Genomic DNA, 16,053 nt, shown 5'->3' with positions numbered 1-16,053 from the left:
GTTCGATTCAAAAAAGGAGACAAGGATGACAGTACGCAAGATCTTCCTGACAGCGTCCCTGCTCGCGGCCATGCCCCTGGCGCATGCCTCAGGGGCTGGCAGCTATCCCGACCGGCCGGTGCGCCTGGTCGTGCCCTATGCGGTGGGCGGCGCCACCGATGTGATCGCGCGCGTGGCGGCCCGCTACCTGGGCGAGACCCTGGGCCAGCCCGTGGTGGTGGAAAACCGCCCCGGCGCGGGCGGCAGCACGGGCTCGGCCTATGCGGCCAAGCAGCCGGCCGACGGCTACACCCTGGTGATGATGGTGGAGAGCTCGCACGCCGTGAACCCCAACGTCTACGCCAAGCCCGCGTATGACCCGGTGAAGGACTTCACCCCCATCACCAACATCGCCAACGTGCCGGGCGTGATGGTGGTCAGCGCAGGATCGGCCTACAGGAGCGCCAGGGACGTGAGCGACGCCGCGCGCGCTGCGCCGGGCAAGCTCAACTACGGCTCCTCGGGCAATGGCGGGCTCAGCCACCTGAGCGGCGCGCTGTTCGGCAGCACCACGGGCACTACCCTCACCCATGTGCCCTACAAGGGCCTGGGGCCGGCGCTCAACGACCTGATGGCGGGGCAGCTCGACGTGGTGTTCGACAACATGCCCTCCTCGGGCGCCTTGATCGCGGGCGGCCAGTTGCGGGCCCTGGCCGTGTCCAGCCCCGTGCGCCTGCCGGCCCTGCCCGGCGTGCCCACCTATGCCGAGGCCGGACTCAAGCCCATGAACGACATGTCCTGGTACGGCCTGGGCGCGCCTGCCAGGCTTGATCCCGCCATTCTTGCCAGGCTCAGCGAAGCCCTGCGCAAGACCTTGCAAAAGCCCGAGCTGATCAAGACCATCGAGCAGCAGGGCGCCGTCGTGGACTTCCAGGAGCCTGCGCAGTTCAGGCAGACGGTGGAGCGTTCCAATCGCGCCTGGGCCCAACTGATCCGTGACATCGGATTCGAGAAACTGTGAGGAGATTGGCCATGTACGAAGTGAACTTTCCCACCCCACAAACCGCCGTGCTCACCATCACGGGCGGTGGCCCGCTGAACATCCTGGGCACGCCCGTGATCCGTGCGCTGACGGCGCAACTGGCCGAGCTGGCCGAGCGCCCCGGCCTGCACTGCCTGGTGCTGCGCGGATCGGGCACGCGGGCCTTTGTCGCGGGAGCCGACATCCGCGAGATGGCATCGCTGGATGTCGCCTCGGCACGCGCCTTCATCAGCGGGCTGCGCGACCTGTGCAACGCGGTGCGGCATTTCCCCGTGCCCGTGATCGCGCGTCTGCAGGGCCATACGCTGGGCGGCGGGCTGGAGCTGGCCATGGCGGCCGACCTGCGCATCGCGGCCGATGATGCCGTGGTGGGCATGCCCGAGGTCAAGGTCGGCATTCCCTCGGTGATCCACGCGGCCATGATGCCCGCGCAGATCGGCGGCACGCGCGCCAGCTGGCTGCTGCTCACGGGCGAGAACATAGCCGCCCTGCAGGCCGAGCGCTGGGGCCTGCTCAACGAATGCGTGCCCGGCGACCAGCTCGATGCGCGCATCGCGCAGATTGCCGAGGGCCTGGGCCAGATCGGTATCGCGGCGCTGCGCCAGCAAAAACGCCTGCTGCGCCGCTGGGAGGGCATGGGCGTGGATTCGGCCATCACCGACAGCGTGGCCGAGTTCGGCGCGGCCTTCAACACGGGCGAGCCGCAGCACCACATGAATGCCTTCCTGGAGCGCAAGCAGGCCAAGGCCCAGGCCTGAACCTGGGCCTTGGCCAGACTAGGCTTCGTCGGCCAGCCCTTTCAGAAAGCCGCGCAGCCGCTGCGCGGTGGGCGTCAGCGGCCGTTCGCTGGAGCGCACCAGCTGCAGCGGGCGCCGTGCCCAGGTTTCCTCCAGCGGCAGGCAGGCCACCGCATGCGCGGTGCCGAGCCTGCGGTAGATGCTGTGCGGAATGATGGCCAGGCCCACGCCCTGCGAGACCAGCCGCACGATGGAGGTGAAGTCGTCCACATGGATGCGGCAGCGCAGCGGCCGGCCATGGCGCTTGGCCACCTCCCGCAGAAAGGCGTAGTTGCTGCTGGTCAGCGCCATGCCCACGAAGGCATGGGACAGGGTGTCGAAGAAGCGGCAGGAGGGGCCGTCGCCCTCCTGCGGCATCCCGTCGTCCCGGGTCGCCAGCGGATGGTCGGGCGGCGCGATCACCACCAGGCGGTCCAGCGCGAAGGTCTCGCAGGCCAAGGCGCCGGCCATGGGCTCGCCCGCGTAGATGCCCAGGTCGGCCTCGCCCTCGGCCACGCTGGCGGCAATCGTCTCGCTGGTCTGCTCCACCAGGGTCAGGTTGACCTCGGGAAAGGCGGTCAGGAACTCGCCGATGTGCGGGCCGATGAAGCCGTGCAGCGAGGAACTGTTGGCCGCCAGCGTCGCCTTGCCCTGCAGGCTGCTGCCCAGCAGGGCGGCCTCGGCCTCCATGCCGTCGATGGCGGCGAAGATGCCGCGCGCATGCTCCAGCATGGCGTGGCCTTCCTCGGTCAGCCGCATGCCCTTGTGCTCGCGCGTGAACAGCTGGCAGCCCAGGGCCTGCTCCAGGTTGCGCAGCCGCTGGCTGGCGGCCGAGGGCGTCAGGTGCCGCGCCTGGCTGGCACGCGAGAGATTGCCGGCCTGGGCGATGGCCATGAACAGCTTGAGATCGGTCAGGTCGTAGCGCATGGGGGCGAGCGGCGGGGATCGGAATGGGTGGCCGCCATTATTTCAGCGCCACAAAAGAAGAGGCGGCATGCCTGCGCATGCCGCCCGTGTCTTCACCGCGTTGGCGGTGCGATCAATCGTCGTTGCTGGCCAGGCTGATCAGGATGCGCAGCACATACCAGAGCATGAGGGCGATGGAGGCGAACAGGTGCAGTGCCGCGCCCGCGGGGCGGTCGGCCGGATAGTCGTGGATGATGCGCGAGGTGTCGTAGAGCACGCAGGCGCCGGCGAAGGCCACCATGATCCCGGAGAACCAGATGCCCAGCTTGAAGCCGAAGATGGCGCCCGCGATGATGGTGCCCAGCGCGACCAGTCCCACGACCTTGAGGATGCCGCCGAGGAAGGAGAAATCGGTCTTGCTGGTGAAGGCCGTCCAGGTCAGTGCTCCCACGAGCAGCAGCGTGATGAAGGCCGCCGCGCCGATGGCGCCCGGCGCCACCAGTTGGGCGATGCCGAACATGGGCGCGAAGATCAGGCCTTCGGCCAGCACGTACAGGCCCAGGCCCATGAGCTGCGTCTGCGGGCTCTCTGCGTTGTCGGCCAGGTGCGAGGCCAGCCATCCCACCAGCATGAAGGCACCCATCACGCCCAGCCACAGGAACTTGCTGCCGCTGGCGACCAGCATCCTGGCCGTGGCGCCGGAAAAGCCGCTGACCATCAGCAGCGCGGACAGCACGACAAAGGCCAGGATGGCCGCGCCCAGGTGCTTGTAGGTGGCGACGATGAAATCACGGCGCTCGAAGGGGGCGCCTTGCGGCGAATCGGGGGTCAGGACGTTCGGGTTCATGGATCACTTCTCCAGGGTTGCGGGACCACAGGGACGCAGCGCGGATGCGCCCCGTCCCCCTCTCTCTGTCTTTGTCGATGAACGATGCCGGGCGGGCCGGTGCGCGCCGAGGCTCAGGCCGCCACGGTCTGGTTCTCGGCGTTGGCCTGGGCGGCGCGCAGCCTGCGGTTGAGCCAGACGCCCGCGCCGCCGATCAGCGTCAGGATGAGGGCGGCGATCCACAGCCCCGCGCCGCTGAAGGACTGGGCCGATGCGCTGGCTTCGGCCTGCAGGCGCTGGCGCGTGTCCTCATAGCTGATCAGGGTCTTGCCGCCAATGCTCGCTTCGTAGACCAGGTCGCTGTCGTCGGGATCGGACAGCGTGGTGACCTGCTCGTCGATCATGGATGCCACGAGCTGCTGGGGCGTGCTGTAGTCGATGCGCAGCTTGCGCACATCGCCGCCGCCCTCGGGCTGCACGCTGATCTGGTAGTAGTGCCTGGTGGAGCGGCGCTTTTTCTTGACGGTGACCTCGGCGGCCTCGACCACCTTGCCCTTGACGGTGGCCAGCTGCTCGCGGGCCACATAGGCATGGTCGCCCTCGGCCTTCCAGCCGCTGTACAGCGACAGCGCGGCCAGGCCGGGGCCTGCCAGCAGGACCAGCCATGCATAGCCGGTGACGAAAATGAGAATCTTGCGGACGAAACCGGGCATGGAACCCCCTCTTTGCTGTTGTGAATTGATATGTGCCTGGCTGGGCGCCTGCGTGGGCAGGGCGTGGCTGGGCCCGATCATCTTCGAATCGGTTGTTGCTTGTGTAAGTTCTTGTTTCTTCGTGGCGGGGCTGCCGCACTGGACAGCATGGAGGGGTGCACCGTGGTTGCATCGATGTAAAAGCCTGTCGCAAAGCCCGTGGTGCACAGCGTTCGGGGCACGCTGGGATAATCGCTGCCCATGACTAAACACCGCGTCGTGGTGGGCCTGTCGGGCGGTGTGGATTCCGCCGTCACGGCCCATCTCCTCAAGCAGCAGGGCCATGAAGTGGTCGGCATCTTCATGAAGAACTGGGAAGATGACGACGACAGCGAGTACTGCTCGTCCAACGTCGATTTCGTCGATGCCGCCGCCGTGGCCGACGTGGTCGGCATCGAGATCGAGCATGTGAACTTCGCCGCCGAGTACAAGGACCGCGTCTTCGCCGAGTTCCTGCGCGAATACCAGGCGGGCCGCACCCCCAATCCGGACGTGCTGTGCAATGCCGAGATCAAGTTCAAGGCCTTCCTCGACCACGCCATGCGCCTGGGCGCCGAGAAGATCGCCACGGGCCACTATGCGCGCGTGCGCCAGAACCCGGACACGCAGCTGTTCGAGCTGCTCAAGGGGCTGGACCCGGCCAAGGACCAGAGCTACTTCCTGCACCGCCTGAACCAGGCCCAGCTGTCCAAGGCCATGTTCCCCGTGGGCGAGCTGAAGAAGACCGAGGTGCGCCGCATCGCCGAGGAGATCGGCCTGCCCAACGCAAAGAAGAAGGATTCCACGGGCATCTGCTTCATCGGCGAGCGGCCATTCCGCGACTTCCTGAACCGCTACATCAGCAAGGAGCCCGGCCCCATTCTCGACGACCGCAACCGCAAGCTGGGCAGGCATGTGGGCCTGTCCTTCTACACGCTGGGGCAGCGCTCGGGCCTGGGCATCGGCGGCATCAAGGAAAAGGGCGCGCCGCGCGGCGGCGGCGACCACGCGCCCTGGTTCGTGGCACGCAAGGAACTGGACAGCAACACGCTGCGCGTGGTGCAGGGCCACGACCACCCCTGGCTGCTGTCGCAGGCGCTGCTGGCCGACCAGGTCAGCTGGGTCGCGGGCCATGCGCCGGCCGAGGGCAAGGCCTACGGCTCCAAGACGCGCTACCGCCAGCCCGACTCGCCGGCCCTGATCTCGGGCGCCACGCCCGAAGGTTTCCGGCTCGACTTTCCCGAGGCCCAATGGGCCGTCACGCCCGGCCAGTCGGCCGTGCTCTACGACGGCGACGTGTGCCTGGGCGGGGGCATCATCGCGGCCGTGGATCCGGCTGACCCTCCCTTGACGCCGGGCAGGGCCGCCGCGGCGTGATTTGCTATCGTCACGGGGGCGGCATGACCGCCCCTTTTTTTCATTTTTTGACCGCACCACAGGAGATCCCATGGCTTCACCGATTCTTGCGCGCCGGCATTTGCTGGGCGCGGCCCTGGGCGCCGTGGCGACGGCCGGCTGCAACGGGGAGATTTCCTGGGGCGACCCCATCGGCCCGCCCGGCTCGGACCGGGTCCGGCGTGCACTCGATGAGCTCGACGGCCTGGTGCGCACCCAGATGCGGCGCACGGGCGTGCCCGGGGTGGCCGTGGCCGTGGTGCATGAAGGTCGCCTGGTCTACGCCCGGGGCATGGGCGTGCGCCGCCTGGGCTCCGCGCTGGGCGTCGATGCCGACACCGTGTTCCAGCTGGCCTCGGTCTCCAAGTCCGTGGGTGCCACCGTGGTGGCGCAGCAGGTGGGTCAGCGGCGCGTATCCTGGGACACGCGCGTGCAGCAGGGCCTGCCCTGGTGGACGCTGGAGGATGCCGACGCCGCGCAGCGGATCACCGTGGGCGACCTGTATGCGCACCGCTCGGGCCTGCCCGGCCAGGCGGGCGACACGCTGGAGGAGCTGGGTTATGACCAGCGCCAGATCCTGGAACGCCTGCGCTACCTGCCGCTGCGGCCCGTGGGCACCCGGTACGCCTACAGCAACTTCGGCCTGACCACGGGGGCCGAGGCGGTGGCCGCCATCGCCGGCCAGTCCTGGGCCGCGCTGTCGCAGCAGGCCCTCTACGGCCCGCTGGGCATGACCCAGACCAGCTCGCGCTTCGCCGACTTCGAGGCGCGTGCCAACCGTGCGGCCGGCCACCTGCGCGTCAACGGCGTCTGGCAGCCGGGCCCCGTGCGCAGGCCTGACGCGCAGTCCGCGGCCGGCGGTGTCAGCTCCACGGTGCGCGACATGGCGCGCTGGATGATGATGGTGCTGGACGAGGGCCGTTTCGAGGGCCGCCAGGTGGTCGACGCACAGGCGCTGCGCACGGCGCTGTCGCCGCAGATGCTGCAGTCGCCGGTCGGCAACGGCGAGCCTGCGCGCTACTACGGCTTCGGCTTCAACGTGGGCGTGTCCGAGGCGGGGCGCACCACCTACAGCCACTCGGGCGCCTTCGGCACGGGCAGCGCGACCAGCTTCACCGTCATGCCCGAGCTCAAGCTGGGCATCGTGGTGCTGACCAACGGCATGCCCATCGGCCTGCCCGAGATCGTGGTCTCGCAGTTCCTGGACCTGGTCGAATGGGGGCGCCAGCGCCAGGACTGGGAAGGCATCTGGACCCGGCGGCTCGCGCCCATCATGCAGCCCCACGGGGCGCTGGTGGGCAAGACCCGGCCCACGTTTCCCCGGCCGCCACGGCCGCTGGGCGCCTACGTGGGCAGCTATGCCAACCGCTTTTACGGCCCGGCCCAGGTCGGCCTGCAGGCCGGTGGCGCCGGGCTGCAAATCAGCCTGGGGCAGCAGCGCATCGTGCTCAGCCACTGGGATGGGGACGTTTTCAGCTTCGTGCCCGAAGGGGACTCGCCAGGCAGCCTGTCCCAGGCCGTCTTCGATGGCAACCAGCTCACGCTGGAGTATTTCGACGATGTGCTGACACCGGCCGGCGTCAGTGCGGGGATAGGGCGCTTTTCCCGCTGACGGGCCCGCGCGCGGCGGCCTGGGCCGTGTCCTCGCCGCCATGCTGCGGTGCGGGCTCGGCTACGGGGAGCCAGGCGGCCAGCGTGGTCAGGTCCGGCCCGGAATCCATGTCCAGGTGGCCGCCCAGGCGCTGCATGCGCGCCTGCATGCTGCACGGCGGCCACGTCGAAGCCCGCGCCGTCATCGGTGATGCGCGGCATCATCCAGCGCGGCTCGGTCCACTGCGGCTCCACCTGCACCTGCTGTGCTTGATTACATTGGCCAGCGCACGGGCCGCGAGCCGGCGCCGCGGGTCCATGGGTCTCAGCCCAGCAGGCCGCGCGATCGCGCCGCGCTGACGGCGCGGGTGCGCGATGAAACGGCCAGCTTGCGGTAGATGTGCTTGATGTGGCATTCGACCGTGTAGCGCGACAGATGCAGTTGCTCGGCGATCTCGCGATTGGTCAGGCCCTCGGCCACCAGGCGCAGGATCTGGCTTTCGCGCGCACTCAGCGCGGCCTGAGGGTCGTCACCTGCCGTGGCCGGCATGGAGCCCTGCAGTTCGGCGATGACGCGCCGCGCGATGAAGGGATCGATGGGCGCGCCGCCACGCAGCACGCTGCGGATGGACAGAGAGACCTCCAGGTCATCGCGCTCCTTGAGCACATAGCCGGTGGCGCCTGCGCGCAGTGCGGCAAGGATGGCGTCTTCCGTGCTCCAGGCCGAGATCACCAGGATGCCCATGGCCGGGTCGGCGCCGCGCATCTGTGCGATCAGGTCGATGCCGCTGCCGTCGGGCAAGCCCAGGTCCACCAGGGCCAGGGCCACGGGCTCGGCCAGGCAGGCACGGGCCTGTGCCACGGAGCCGGCGAACAGCATGGCATCCGGCGTGTAGCCGAGCTGGCCCAGCACGGACTGCAGCCGCTGGCGGATCAGCGGCTCGTCCTCCACCACCAGCACAGGCGCGGGAAGCGTGGACTCTTGGAAAAGCAGATGGGTGTGCATGGAGGGAGGTGGGCGCAGGAACGGCAGTATGGATGCCGGACTGTGGGGGACGCCCGCATCTTTGCATATCCCTGAAAACTGGTAATCGCGCGGGCGCGCGCCGCCGTCCGTCCATAATCGCCGCGCAGGCCGGGCGGGTGCAAGCTCCGCCGGCCGATGGCAACGACACATCCCGAAAGGACGCCGCCGCATGGCCCGCGTACGTGACCCTGCTGGCTACGATGGCCAGCGCGAAATGATCCTCTCCCATGCCGCCCAGCTGTTCGCGCAGCGCGGCTATGCGGGCACCTCCATGAACGAGGTGGCCGCCGCCTGTGGTGTCTCCAAGGCCACGCTCTACCACTATGTGATCGACAAGCACGACCTGGCCGTGCGCATTGCCGAAGAGCATGTGCTGCGCCTCGAAGCGCTGGTCAACGACACCCTGCAGGCCCATGCCGATCCCGAGCAGCGCCTGCATGCGCTGATCCGCGGCTTCGGCCGGGAGTACGCCCAGGCCCAGAACGCGCACCGCGTGCTCACCGAGGACGTGCGCTTCCTGCGCGAGGAAGACCAGCAGCGCATCCTGGACGTGGAGCGCCGCGTGGTCGCCGCCTTTGCGCAGACCATTGCCCAGGTGCGCGGCGAGCCCGCCGACAGCGCCCTGGGCAAGCCCCTGGCCATGCTGCTGTTCGGCATGATCAACTGGACCTTCACCTGGCTCAAGCCGGGCGGCATGCTGGACCATGACGCCATTGGCACCATGGTGTCCCAGCTGTTCTTCGGCGGCGTGCGCGCGGTCAGCGCGCCTGACGAAAAGAAGCCGCGCAAGGCCCGCCAGGCCTAGGCTCGGCCCGGTCCCTTACCACCTGCGCTGCACGACCACGAAGCGGTCGGCCACGAAGGCCAGCGTGGTGTAGCTGGCATTGGCGGCGGGGTTGCCGCCCGTGGCGTGGAAGTCCGAAAAGCCGGCCGACTGGTTGACCATCACGCCCTGCGTGAGGTTGATGGACAGGGCCACGCGCGCGCGCAGCGCCGAGGCCGCCACGGCATCGACGAAGGCCGCATCCGTGGAGTACAGGCCCAGCGTCATCGCGCCATGCGCGCGCACGCTGCGCTCGGCCAGCTCGCGCGCAGCCTGGGCCGAGGGCACTGCCACCAGGTAGGACACGGGGCCGAAGCATTCGCGCTCATAGATGGCGGCATCCGAGACATCCAGCGCGCGCAGCGCGGGCGTGCGCACTTCGGCCTGCGGGTATTCGGGATGCGTGAGCTTTTGCGAGGCGCGCACCGCGCGGCCCACGTGGGCGGCCTGCTCCACGCGCTCCACGGTCTGGGGCGAGCCAATGGCGCCCAGCACGGTGAAGGCCACCTTGGGCTCGGCCAGCAACTGGTCGATGGCGGCGGCCAGGTCGGCGCCGACCTGCTCGAAGCTCTTGCGGCCCTGGTCGGTGTCAATGCCGTCCGCGGGGATCAACAGGTTCTGCGTGGTCGTGCACATCTGGCCGCTGTACAGCGACAGCGACAGCGCGAGGTTGCGCAGCATGCCCGCATAGGCATCGGTCGACTCGATGAGCACCAGGTTCACGCCGGCCATCTCGGCATACAGGCGCGCATGGGGTGCATGCGTGCGCAGCCACTGGCCGAAGGCATTGCCGCCCGTGAAGTCGATGGAGGCCACGGCCGGGTGCGTGGCCAGGGCCTGCGCCAGCTGCGGCTGCTCGCTCACGGCCAGGGTCACGAGGTTGGGGTCCAGGCCCTGCTCGGTCAGCACGTCGCGCAGCACGCTCACGGTGAGCGCGGCCGGCAGCACGGCGTTGGGATGGGGCTTGACGATCACCGGATTGCCCGTGGCCAGCGCGGCGAACAGTCCGGGGTAGGTGTTCCAGGTCGGGAAGGTGGCGCAGCCCACGACCAGGGCCACGCCCCGGCCCACGATCTCGAAGCGCTTGTGCAGCACGGCCGGCGGGTTCTTGCCCTGGGGCTTTTCCCAGATGGCTTCTTCGGGCACGTCGGCCATGGCCTTGAAGGCCACGGCGATGGCCTCCAGCGCGCGGTCCTGGGCGTGGGGGCCGCCGGCCTGGAAGGCCATCATCGCGCCCTGGCCCGTGGTCAGCATCACCGCGTGGGCGATCTCGAAACTGCGGCGGTGGATGCGTGTCAGGGCTTCCAGCAGCACGCCGGTGCGGCCCCTGGGGCCCAGGGCCTGCCAGGCCGGTTCGGCCGTCTGGGCCGCGTCCACCAGCGCCTGGGCATCGCACTCGGGATAGCGGATGTCCAGGGCCACGCCATAGGGCGAGCGCTCGGTGGCCACGCGGGCGCGCTCGCCGGGCTGGGTGATCGGATAGTCACGGCCGAACAGCGACTGCACGGCGGCCTGGCCTTCGGCCTGGGCGGTTTCTCCATAGACCTTGGGCGAGGGCGCTTCGGGGAAGGGCGACCAGTGGCCGCGCCGGGCCAGGGCGTTCAGGGCATCGTCGAGCAGGGGGCGGTGGCGTTCGTACAGGGCGAGGGCGGGCATGGGGGACGTCTCCTTGGATTGGAATGGGCGGCTATCAGGGTTACTACCGGAAAACAAGCCTTGTTGCGCAAGAAAGCCGCATCTTATAATCCTACCGTCCGGTCGGTCAATTATTCTGAAACCCTGCCTCACCACGCCAGATACCCCGATGAACCAAGACCTGCGCCCCGCCCCCGGCAGCCTCGACCCCATCGAGACCGCCAGCCGCGACGAGATCCAGGCCCTGCAGCTTCAGCGCCTGCGCTGGTCGCTGCAGCACGCCTACGACAACGTGCCGCACTACCGCCGTGCCTTCGACGCACAAGGCGTGCACCCCTCGGACCTGCGCACGCTGGCCGACCTGTCGCGCTTTCCCTTCACCACCAAGAAGGACCTGCGCGAGAACTACCCGTTCGGCATGTTCGCCGTGCCGCGCCAGAAGGTGGCGCGCGTGCATGCCTCCTCGGGCACCACGGGCAAGCCCACCGTGGTGGGCTACACGCTGAAGGACATCGACCACTGGGCCAACCTGGTGGCGCGCTCCATCCGCGCGGCGGGCGGGCGACCCGGCGACATGGTGCATGTGGCCTACGGCTACGGCCTGTTCACCGGGGGCCTGGGCGCGCACTACGGTGCCGAGCGCGCGGGCTGCACGGTGGTGCCCATGTCGGGCGGGCAGACGGAAAAGCAGGTGCAGCTGATAGAGGACTTCCGGCCCGACATCATCATGGTCACGCCCAGCTACATGCAGGTGATCGTGGAGGAGATGCAGCGCCAGGGCCTGGACCCGCGCGCAAGCTCCTTGAGGATCGGCATCTTCGGCGCCGAGCCCTGGACCGAGGCCATGCGCCGCGAGATCGAGGGCAAGGCGGGGCTGGACGCGGTGGACATCTACGGCCTGTCGGAGGTGATGGGGCCGGGGGTGGCCAGCGAATGCGTGGAAAGCAAGGACGGGCCGGTGATCTGGGAGGACCATTTCTACCCCGAGATCATCGACCCCGACACGGGCGAGGTGCTGCCGGACGGAAGCGAGGGCGAGCTGGTCTTCACGTCGCTGTCCAAGGAGGCCATGCCCATCGTGCGTTACCGCACGCGGGATCTGACGCGGCTGCTGGCGCCGACATCGCGCAGCTTCCGGCGCATGGGCAAGATCGTGGGTCGCAGCGACGACATGATGATCATCCGTGGCGTCAACGTCTTCCCGACCCAGATCGAGGAGATCGTGCTGGCCAACGCCAGCCTCACGGGCCTGTACCAGATGCACATCAGCCGCGAAGGCCTGCTGGACACGGTGGAGGTGCACTGCGAGCTGCAGCCGCAGCGGCGCGGCCTGGGCGAGAGCGAGCGCGGCGAGATCGCGCAGTGGGTGCAGCACCGCATCAAGACCCTGGTGGGCATCTCCACGGCGGTGCGCGTCTTCGATCCCGACACCATCGAGCGCACGCAGACCGGCAAGGCCCGGCGCGTGTACGACAAGCGGCCGCGCTAACCATTTCATTCAAGGAGATCGCACATGTATACCCAGGCCATGGACACCATGGGCAAGGAAGCGGGCGATGGCGTGAAGGCCGTGCGCTCGGCCGACGAAATGCGCCTGCAGCAGCGCTTCGACGAGCGCATCGATGCCGGCGAATTCATCGAGGCCAAGGACTGGATGCCCGACAACTACCGCAAGACGCTGCTGCGCCAGATCAGCCAGCACGCGCACAGCGAAATCGTCGGCATGCTGCCCGAGGGCAACTGGATCAGCCGCGCGCCCACGCTCAAGCGCAAGGCCATCCTGCTGGCCAAGGTGCAGGACGAGGGCGGCCACGGCCTGTACCTGTACGCGGCCGCCGAGACCCTGGGCAGCAGCCGCGATCAGATGCTCGATGCCCTGCATACGGGCAAGGCCAAGTACAGCTCCATCTTCAACTACCCGACGCTGACCTGGGCCGACATCGGCACCATCGGCTGGCTGGTGGACGGCGCGGCCATCATGAACCAGGTCCCCATCTGCCGCTGCTCCTACGCACCCTATGCGCGCGCCATGGTGCGCATCTGCCGCGAGGAGAGCTTCCACCAGCGCCAGGGCTACGACAGCCTGCTGGTGATGATGCAGCAGGGCACCGAGGCGCAGAAGGCCATGGTGCAGGACGCCGTCAACCGCTGGTGGTGGCCCTCGATCATGATGTTCGGCCCGCCCGACGACCAGTCGCCCAACAGCGCCCAGTCCATGCGCTGGGGCATCAAGCGCGTGTCCAACGACGCGCTGCGCCAGAAGTTCATCGACGCCACGGTGGAGCAGGCCCGCGTGCTGGGCGTGACCCTGCCCGACCCGGACCTCAAGTGGAACGAAGAGCGCCAGGCCCATGACCACGGCCCCATCGCCTGGGACGAATTCTGGCGCGTGATCGGCGGCGACGGCCCCTGCAACCGCGAGCGCCTGGGCGCGCGCGTCAAGGCCTGGGACGACGGCGCCTGGGTGCGCGAGGCCGCGCTGGCCCATGCGCGCAAGCAACAACGCAAGAACCAGACCCACAAGGAGGCAGCATGAGCAGCACCGATCAGAACACCCCCCAGAACACCCTCCAGGAGTGGCCCTTGTGGGAAGTCTTCGTGCGCAGCAAGGCCGGCCTGGACCACAAGCACTGCGGCAGCCTGCATGCGGCCGACCCGCAGATGGCGCTGCAGATGGCGCGCGACGTCTACACGCGGCGCCAGGAGGGCGTGAGCGTCTGGGTGGTGCGCTCGGACCAGATCGTGGCCAGCGACCCCGGCGACAAGGACATGTTCTTCGACCCGGCCCAGGACAAGGTCTACCGCCATCCGACCTTCTACCAGCTGCCGCCCTCGGTGGACCACATGTGAGCGGGGAGCAGCCATGACCTCCATTGCCATCGACGCCCGCCCCGAGGTGCAGTACCTGCTGCGCCTGGGCGACACCTGCCTGATCCTGGCCCAGCGCCTGGGCGAGTGGTGCGGCCACGCGCCCATCCTGGAGGAGGACATCGCCATGACCAACATGGCGCTGGACCTGGTGGGCCAGGCCCGCGCCCTGCTCACGCGCGCCGGCCAGCTCGAAGGGCGCTCGCACGACGAGGACCAGCTCGCCTTTCTGCGCGACGAGCGCGACTACTTCAACGCCACGCTGGCCGAGCTGCCGCGCGGCGACTTCGCCTTCACCGTGCTGCGCAACGCCATGGCCGCGACCTGGATGCGCCTGATGTGGGAGCGCCTCACCGGCTCCGGCGACACGGAACTGGCCGCCATCGCGGCCAAGGCGCTCAAGGAGGCGCGCTACCACGAGCAGCATGCGGGCGACTGGGTGGTGCGCCTGGGCGACGGCACGCCCGAATCGCGCCAGCGCATGGAGGCCGCGCTGGCCCAGCTGTGGCGCTACGCGGCCGAGCTGTTCACCGATGACGCCGTGGACGCCGCGGCGCGCGCCAGCGGCCTGGGCCCGGCCTGGTCCGAACTGCGCGATCCCTGGATGGCGGAAATGACGGCCCTGCTGGACGAGGCCACGCTGGACATGCCGGCCGAATCGGCCTTTCGCAGCACGGGCCGCAACGGCGTGCACAGCGAGCACATGGGCTTCATCCTGGCCGAGATGCAGCACCTGCAGCGCGCCTATCCGGGCGGGGTGTGGTGATGGCCGCCGCAGCGGTGCCTTCTCCGCAGGCCGAGCGCGAGCGCCTGGCCTGGGCCGCCCTGCAGGACGTGCCCGACCCCGAGGTGCCCGTGATCTCGGTCTGCGAGCTGGGCATCGTGCGCGAGGTGCGGGCCCTGCCTGGCGACGAGGGCATGGAGATCGTGCTCACGCCCACCTACTCGGGCTGCCCGGCCACCGAGGTCATCGAGCGCAGCGTGCTCGATGCCATCGAGGCCGCCGGCCTGGGCCCCGCGCGCGCCGTGCTGCGCCGCGCGCCGGCCTGGACCACGGACTGGATCAGCGCCGACGGCCGGCGCAAGCTGCGCGAATACGGCATCGCGCCGCCGGGACCGACAGGGCTGCCTGCGGGCACCGCGCCCATCCGCCTGGTGCGCAGGCGTGCCGGCATGCCCGAGCCCGTGCCCTGCCCGCATTGCGGCAGCGTGCACACCGAGCGGCTGTCGGCCTTCGGCGCCACGGCCTGCAAGGCCCTGCACCGCTGCCTGGACTGCCGCGAACCCTTCGAACATTTCAAACCGATATGACCACGACCCCGATGTTCCACCCGCTGCGCGTGCGCAGCATTGCGCCCGACACGGCCGAGGCCGTGGTCGTCAGCTTCGATGTGCCGAGCGAGCTGCGCGAGGTCTTCGGCTTCACCCAGGGCCAGTACCTGACGCTGCGCCACGAGATCGATGGCCAGGACCTGCGCCGCAGCTACTCCATCTGCGCCGGCGTGGACGATGGCGAGCTGCGCGTGGGCGTGCGCAAGGTGCGCGGCGGCCAGTTCTCCAACTGGATCAACCAGCACCTGCGGCCCGGCGACACCCTGCAGGTCATGGCACCCCAGGGCCGCTTCTTCGTGCCCATCGAGCCTGGCGCCGCGCGCCACCACGTGGGCATCGCGGGCGGCAGCGGCATCACGCCCATCCTGTCCATCATGAAGACCGTGCTGGCGCGCGAGCCTTCCAGCCGCTTCACGCTGATCTACGGCAACCGCCAGCTGCAGTCCACCATGTTCAAGGAGGAGATCGAGGACCTCAAGAACCGCTACATGGCGCGGCTGTCGCTGCAGCATGTGTTCTCGGACGAGCACACCGACCTGCCCTTGAACATGGGCGTGATGGACCGCGCCAAGATCGGCGAATTCCTGCAGGGCCTGGTGCCGGCCGCGCAGATCGACCATGTCTACATCTGCGGCCCCTTCCAGATGAACGACGAGGCCGAGGCCGCCCTGCTGGCCGCGGGCGTGCCCGAGGAGCGCATCCACATCGAACGCTTCGGTCTGGCCCAGCCCCAGGGCGGCAGCGCGCCGGTCGGGGCCGTGGTCCACGCGTCCCAGCCCGGCGACGCGGAAACCGCCCGCATCGTGCTGGTGCGCGACGGCCTCTCGCGCGAGATCCCGTTCACGCGCGGCCAGCCCAGCATCCTGGACGCGGCCTCGGCCGCGGGCCTGGAAGTTCCGTATTCCTGCACGTCGGGCGTCTGCGGCACCTGCCGCGCCAAGGTGGTCGAGGGCGAGGTGCGCATGGAACGCAACTTCGCCCTGGACAAGAACGAGGTGGCCTGCGGCTTCATCCTGACCTGCCAGGCGCACCCGCTGACCGAACGCGTCGTGTTGTCGTTCGACGAGCGCTGAGAGGCGGCTGGTGGGCGATCCGTGTGCGCACGTGCTCCTCCCGGGGGACG

The 16,053-nt window shown here is 69.2% G+C and carries 17 protein-coding genes; 11 read left to right on the top strand and 6 right to left on the bottom strand.

What is annotated here, in order from left to right; all coding sequences use genetic code 11:
- Positions 1–25 precede the first annotated feature (25 nt).
- The gene (locus L1Z78_RS26935; protein WP_234639386.1) at positions 26–1,000 is read left to right on the top strand and encodes a Bug family tripartite tricarboxylate transporter substrate binding protein; all 975 of its coding nucleotides are present in this window, start codon (positions 26–28) and stop codon (positions 998–1,000) included.
- Positions 1,001–1,011: 11 nt separating this feature from the next.
- Entirely contained in the window at positions 1,012–1,779 is a 768-nt protein-coding gene (locus tag L1Z78_RS26930) for an enoyl-CoA hydratase (protein WP_234639385.1), read from the top strand.
- 18 nt (positions 1,780–1,797) lie between these two features.
- Here L1Z78_RS26930 and L1Z78_RS26925 read toward each other — a convergent pair whose 3' ends face one another.
- From L1Z78_RS26925 to L1Z78_RS26915, 3 genes are all read right to left on the bottom strand, one after another.
- Positions 1,798–2,724, bottom strand: a complete 927-nt coding sequence (locus L1Z78_RS26925; RefSeq protein ID WP_234639384.1) for a LysR substrate-binding domain-containing protein — start codon at positions 2,722–2,724, stop codon at positions 1,798–1,800.
- A gap of 112 nt (positions 2,725–2,836) precedes the next feature.
- Positions 2,837–3,550, bottom strand: coding sequence for a Bax inhibitor-1 family protein (locus L1Z78_RS26920; RefSeq protein WP_234639383.1), 714 nt, complete (start codon positions 3,548–3,550; stop codon positions 2,837–2,839).
- Between the two features lie 113 nt (positions 3,551–3,663).
- On the bottom strand, positions 3,664–4,242 hold the full coding sequence (locus tag L1Z78_RS26915; protein ID WP_234639382.1) for a hypothetical protein: 579 nt from the start codon (positions 4,240–4,242) through the stop codon (positions 3,664–3,666).
- A 240-nt stretch (positions 4,243–4,482) separates the two neighbouring features.
- On the opposite strand from L1Z78_RS26915, the gene mnmA reads away from it, so the two are divergent.
- Both mnmA and L1Z78_RS26905 read left to right on the top strand, forming a co-directional pair.
- Entirely contained in the window at positions 4,483–5,637 is a 1,155-nt protein-coding gene (gene mnmA, locus L1Z78_RS26910) for a tRNA 2-thiouridine(34) synthase MnmA (protein WP_234639381.1), read from the top strand.
- A gap of 70 nt (positions 5,638–5,707) precedes the next feature.
- Positions 5,708–7,267 carry a serine hydrolase gene (locus tag L1Z78_RS26905; RefSeq protein WP_234639380.1) on the top strand — a complete coding sequence of 520 codons (1,560 nt, stop codon included), beginning with the start codon at positions 5,708–5,710 and terminating at the stop codon, positions 7,265–7,267.
- Here L1Z78_RS26905 and L1Z78_RS26900 read toward each other — a convergent pair.
- Both L1Z78_RS26900 and L1Z78_RS26895 read right to left on the bottom strand, forming a co-directional pair.
- Positions 7,236–7,403 (bottom strand): hypothetical protein, encoded by a 168-nt coding sequence (locus L1Z78_RS26900; protein WP_234639379.1) that lies wholly within the window; start codon positions 7,401–7,403, stop codon positions 7,236–7,238. The two genes, L1Z78_RS26905 and L1Z78_RS26900, sit on opposite strands and share 32 nt — an antisense overlap.
- A 167-nt stretch (positions 7,404–7,570) precedes the next feature.
- The gene (locus L1Z78_RS26895; RefSeq protein WP_234639378.1) at positions 7,571–8,251 is read right to left on the bottom strand and encodes a LuxR C-terminal-related transcriptional regulator; all 681 of its coding nucleotides are present in this window, start codon (positions 8,249–8,251) and stop codon (positions 7,571–7,573) included.
- A 190-nt stretch (positions 8,252–8,441) separates the two neighbouring features.
- On the opposite strand from L1Z78_RS26895, the gene L1Z78_RS26890 reads away from it, so the two are divergent.
- On the top strand, positions 8,442–9,077 hold the full coding sequence (locus tag L1Z78_RS26890; RefSeq protein ID WP_234639377.1) for a TetR/AcrR family transcriptional regulator: 636 nt from the start codon (positions 8,442–8,444) through the stop codon (positions 9,075–9,077).
- A 15-nt stretch (positions 9,078–9,092) separates the two neighbouring features.
- On the opposite strand, the gene paaN is transcribed toward L1Z78_RS26890, so the two are convergent.
- The gene (paaN, locus tag L1Z78_RS26885) at positions 9,093–10,751 is read right to left on the bottom strand and encodes a phenylacetic acid degradation protein PaaN (protein WP_234639376.1); all 1,659 of its coding nucleotides are present in this window, start codon (positions 10,749–10,751) and stop codon (positions 9,093–9,095) included.
- A 148-nt stretch (positions 10,752–10,899) separates the two neighbouring features.
- On the opposite strand from paaN, the gene paaK reads away from it, so the two are divergent.
- Genes paaK through paaE form a run of 6 tightly spaced genes read left to right on the top strand, consistent with a single transcriptional unit; the run spans position 10,900 to position 16,003 of the window.
- Entirely contained in the window at positions 10,900–12,219 is a 1,320-nt protein-coding gene (gene paaK / locus L1Z78_RS26880) for a phenylacetate--CoA ligase PaaK (protein WP_234639375.1), read from the top strand.
- A gap of 24 nt (positions 12,220–12,243) precedes the next feature.
- Complete coding sequence (gene paaA / locus L1Z78_RS26875; RefSeq protein WP_234639374.1) at positions 12,244–13,266, top strand: 1,2-phenylacetyl-CoA epoxidase subunit PaaA; 1,023 nt, start codon at positions 12,244–12,246, stop codon at positions 13,264–13,266.
- Positions 13,263–13,580 (top strand): 1,2-phenylacetyl-CoA epoxidase subunit PaaB, encoded by a 318-nt coding sequence (gene paaB / locus L1Z78_RS26870; protein ID WP_234639373.1) that lies wholly within the window; start codon positions 13,263–13,265, stop codon positions 13,578–13,580. Before paaA ends, paaB begins: the two co-directional genes overlap by 4 nt.
- Before the next feature lie 13 nt (positions 13,581–13,593).
- A complete protein-coding gene (gene paaC, locus L1Z78_RS26865) occupies positions 13,594–14,364 on the top strand; it encodes a 1,2-phenylacetyl-CoA epoxidase subunit PaaC (RefSeq protein ID WP_234639372.1) in 771 nt (256 codons plus the stop codon).
- Positions 14,364–14,909 (top strand): 1,2-phenylacetyl-CoA epoxidase subunit PaaD, encoded by a 546-nt coding sequence (gene paaD / locus L1Z78_RS26860; protein ID WP_234639371.1) that lies wholly within the window; start codon positions 14,364–14,366, stop codon positions 14,907–14,909. Before paaC ends, paaD begins: the two co-directional genes overlap by 1 nt.
- Positions 14,906–16,003: a 1,2-phenylacetyl-CoA epoxidase subunit PaaE gene (paaE, locus tag L1Z78_RS26855; RefSeq protein ID WP_234639370.1), complete on the top strand. Its 1,098-nt coding sequence runs from the start codon at positions 14,906–14,908 to the stop codon at positions 16,001–16,003. The genes paaD and paaE overlap by 4 nt, the downstream gene beginning before the upstream one ends.
- The last annotated feature ends 50 nt before the right edge of the window (positions 16,004–16,053 follow it).

Origin of the sequence: Delftia tsuruhatensis, assembly GCF_903815225.1 — a bacterium.
Classification (GTDB): Bacteria; Pseudomonadota; Gammaproteobacteria; order Burkholderiales; family Burkholderiaceae_C; genus Comamonas; species Comamonas tsuruhatensis_A.
Note: the sequence above shows the minus strand (reverse complement) of the source record. Positions and strands in the feature narration are given on the sequence as shown.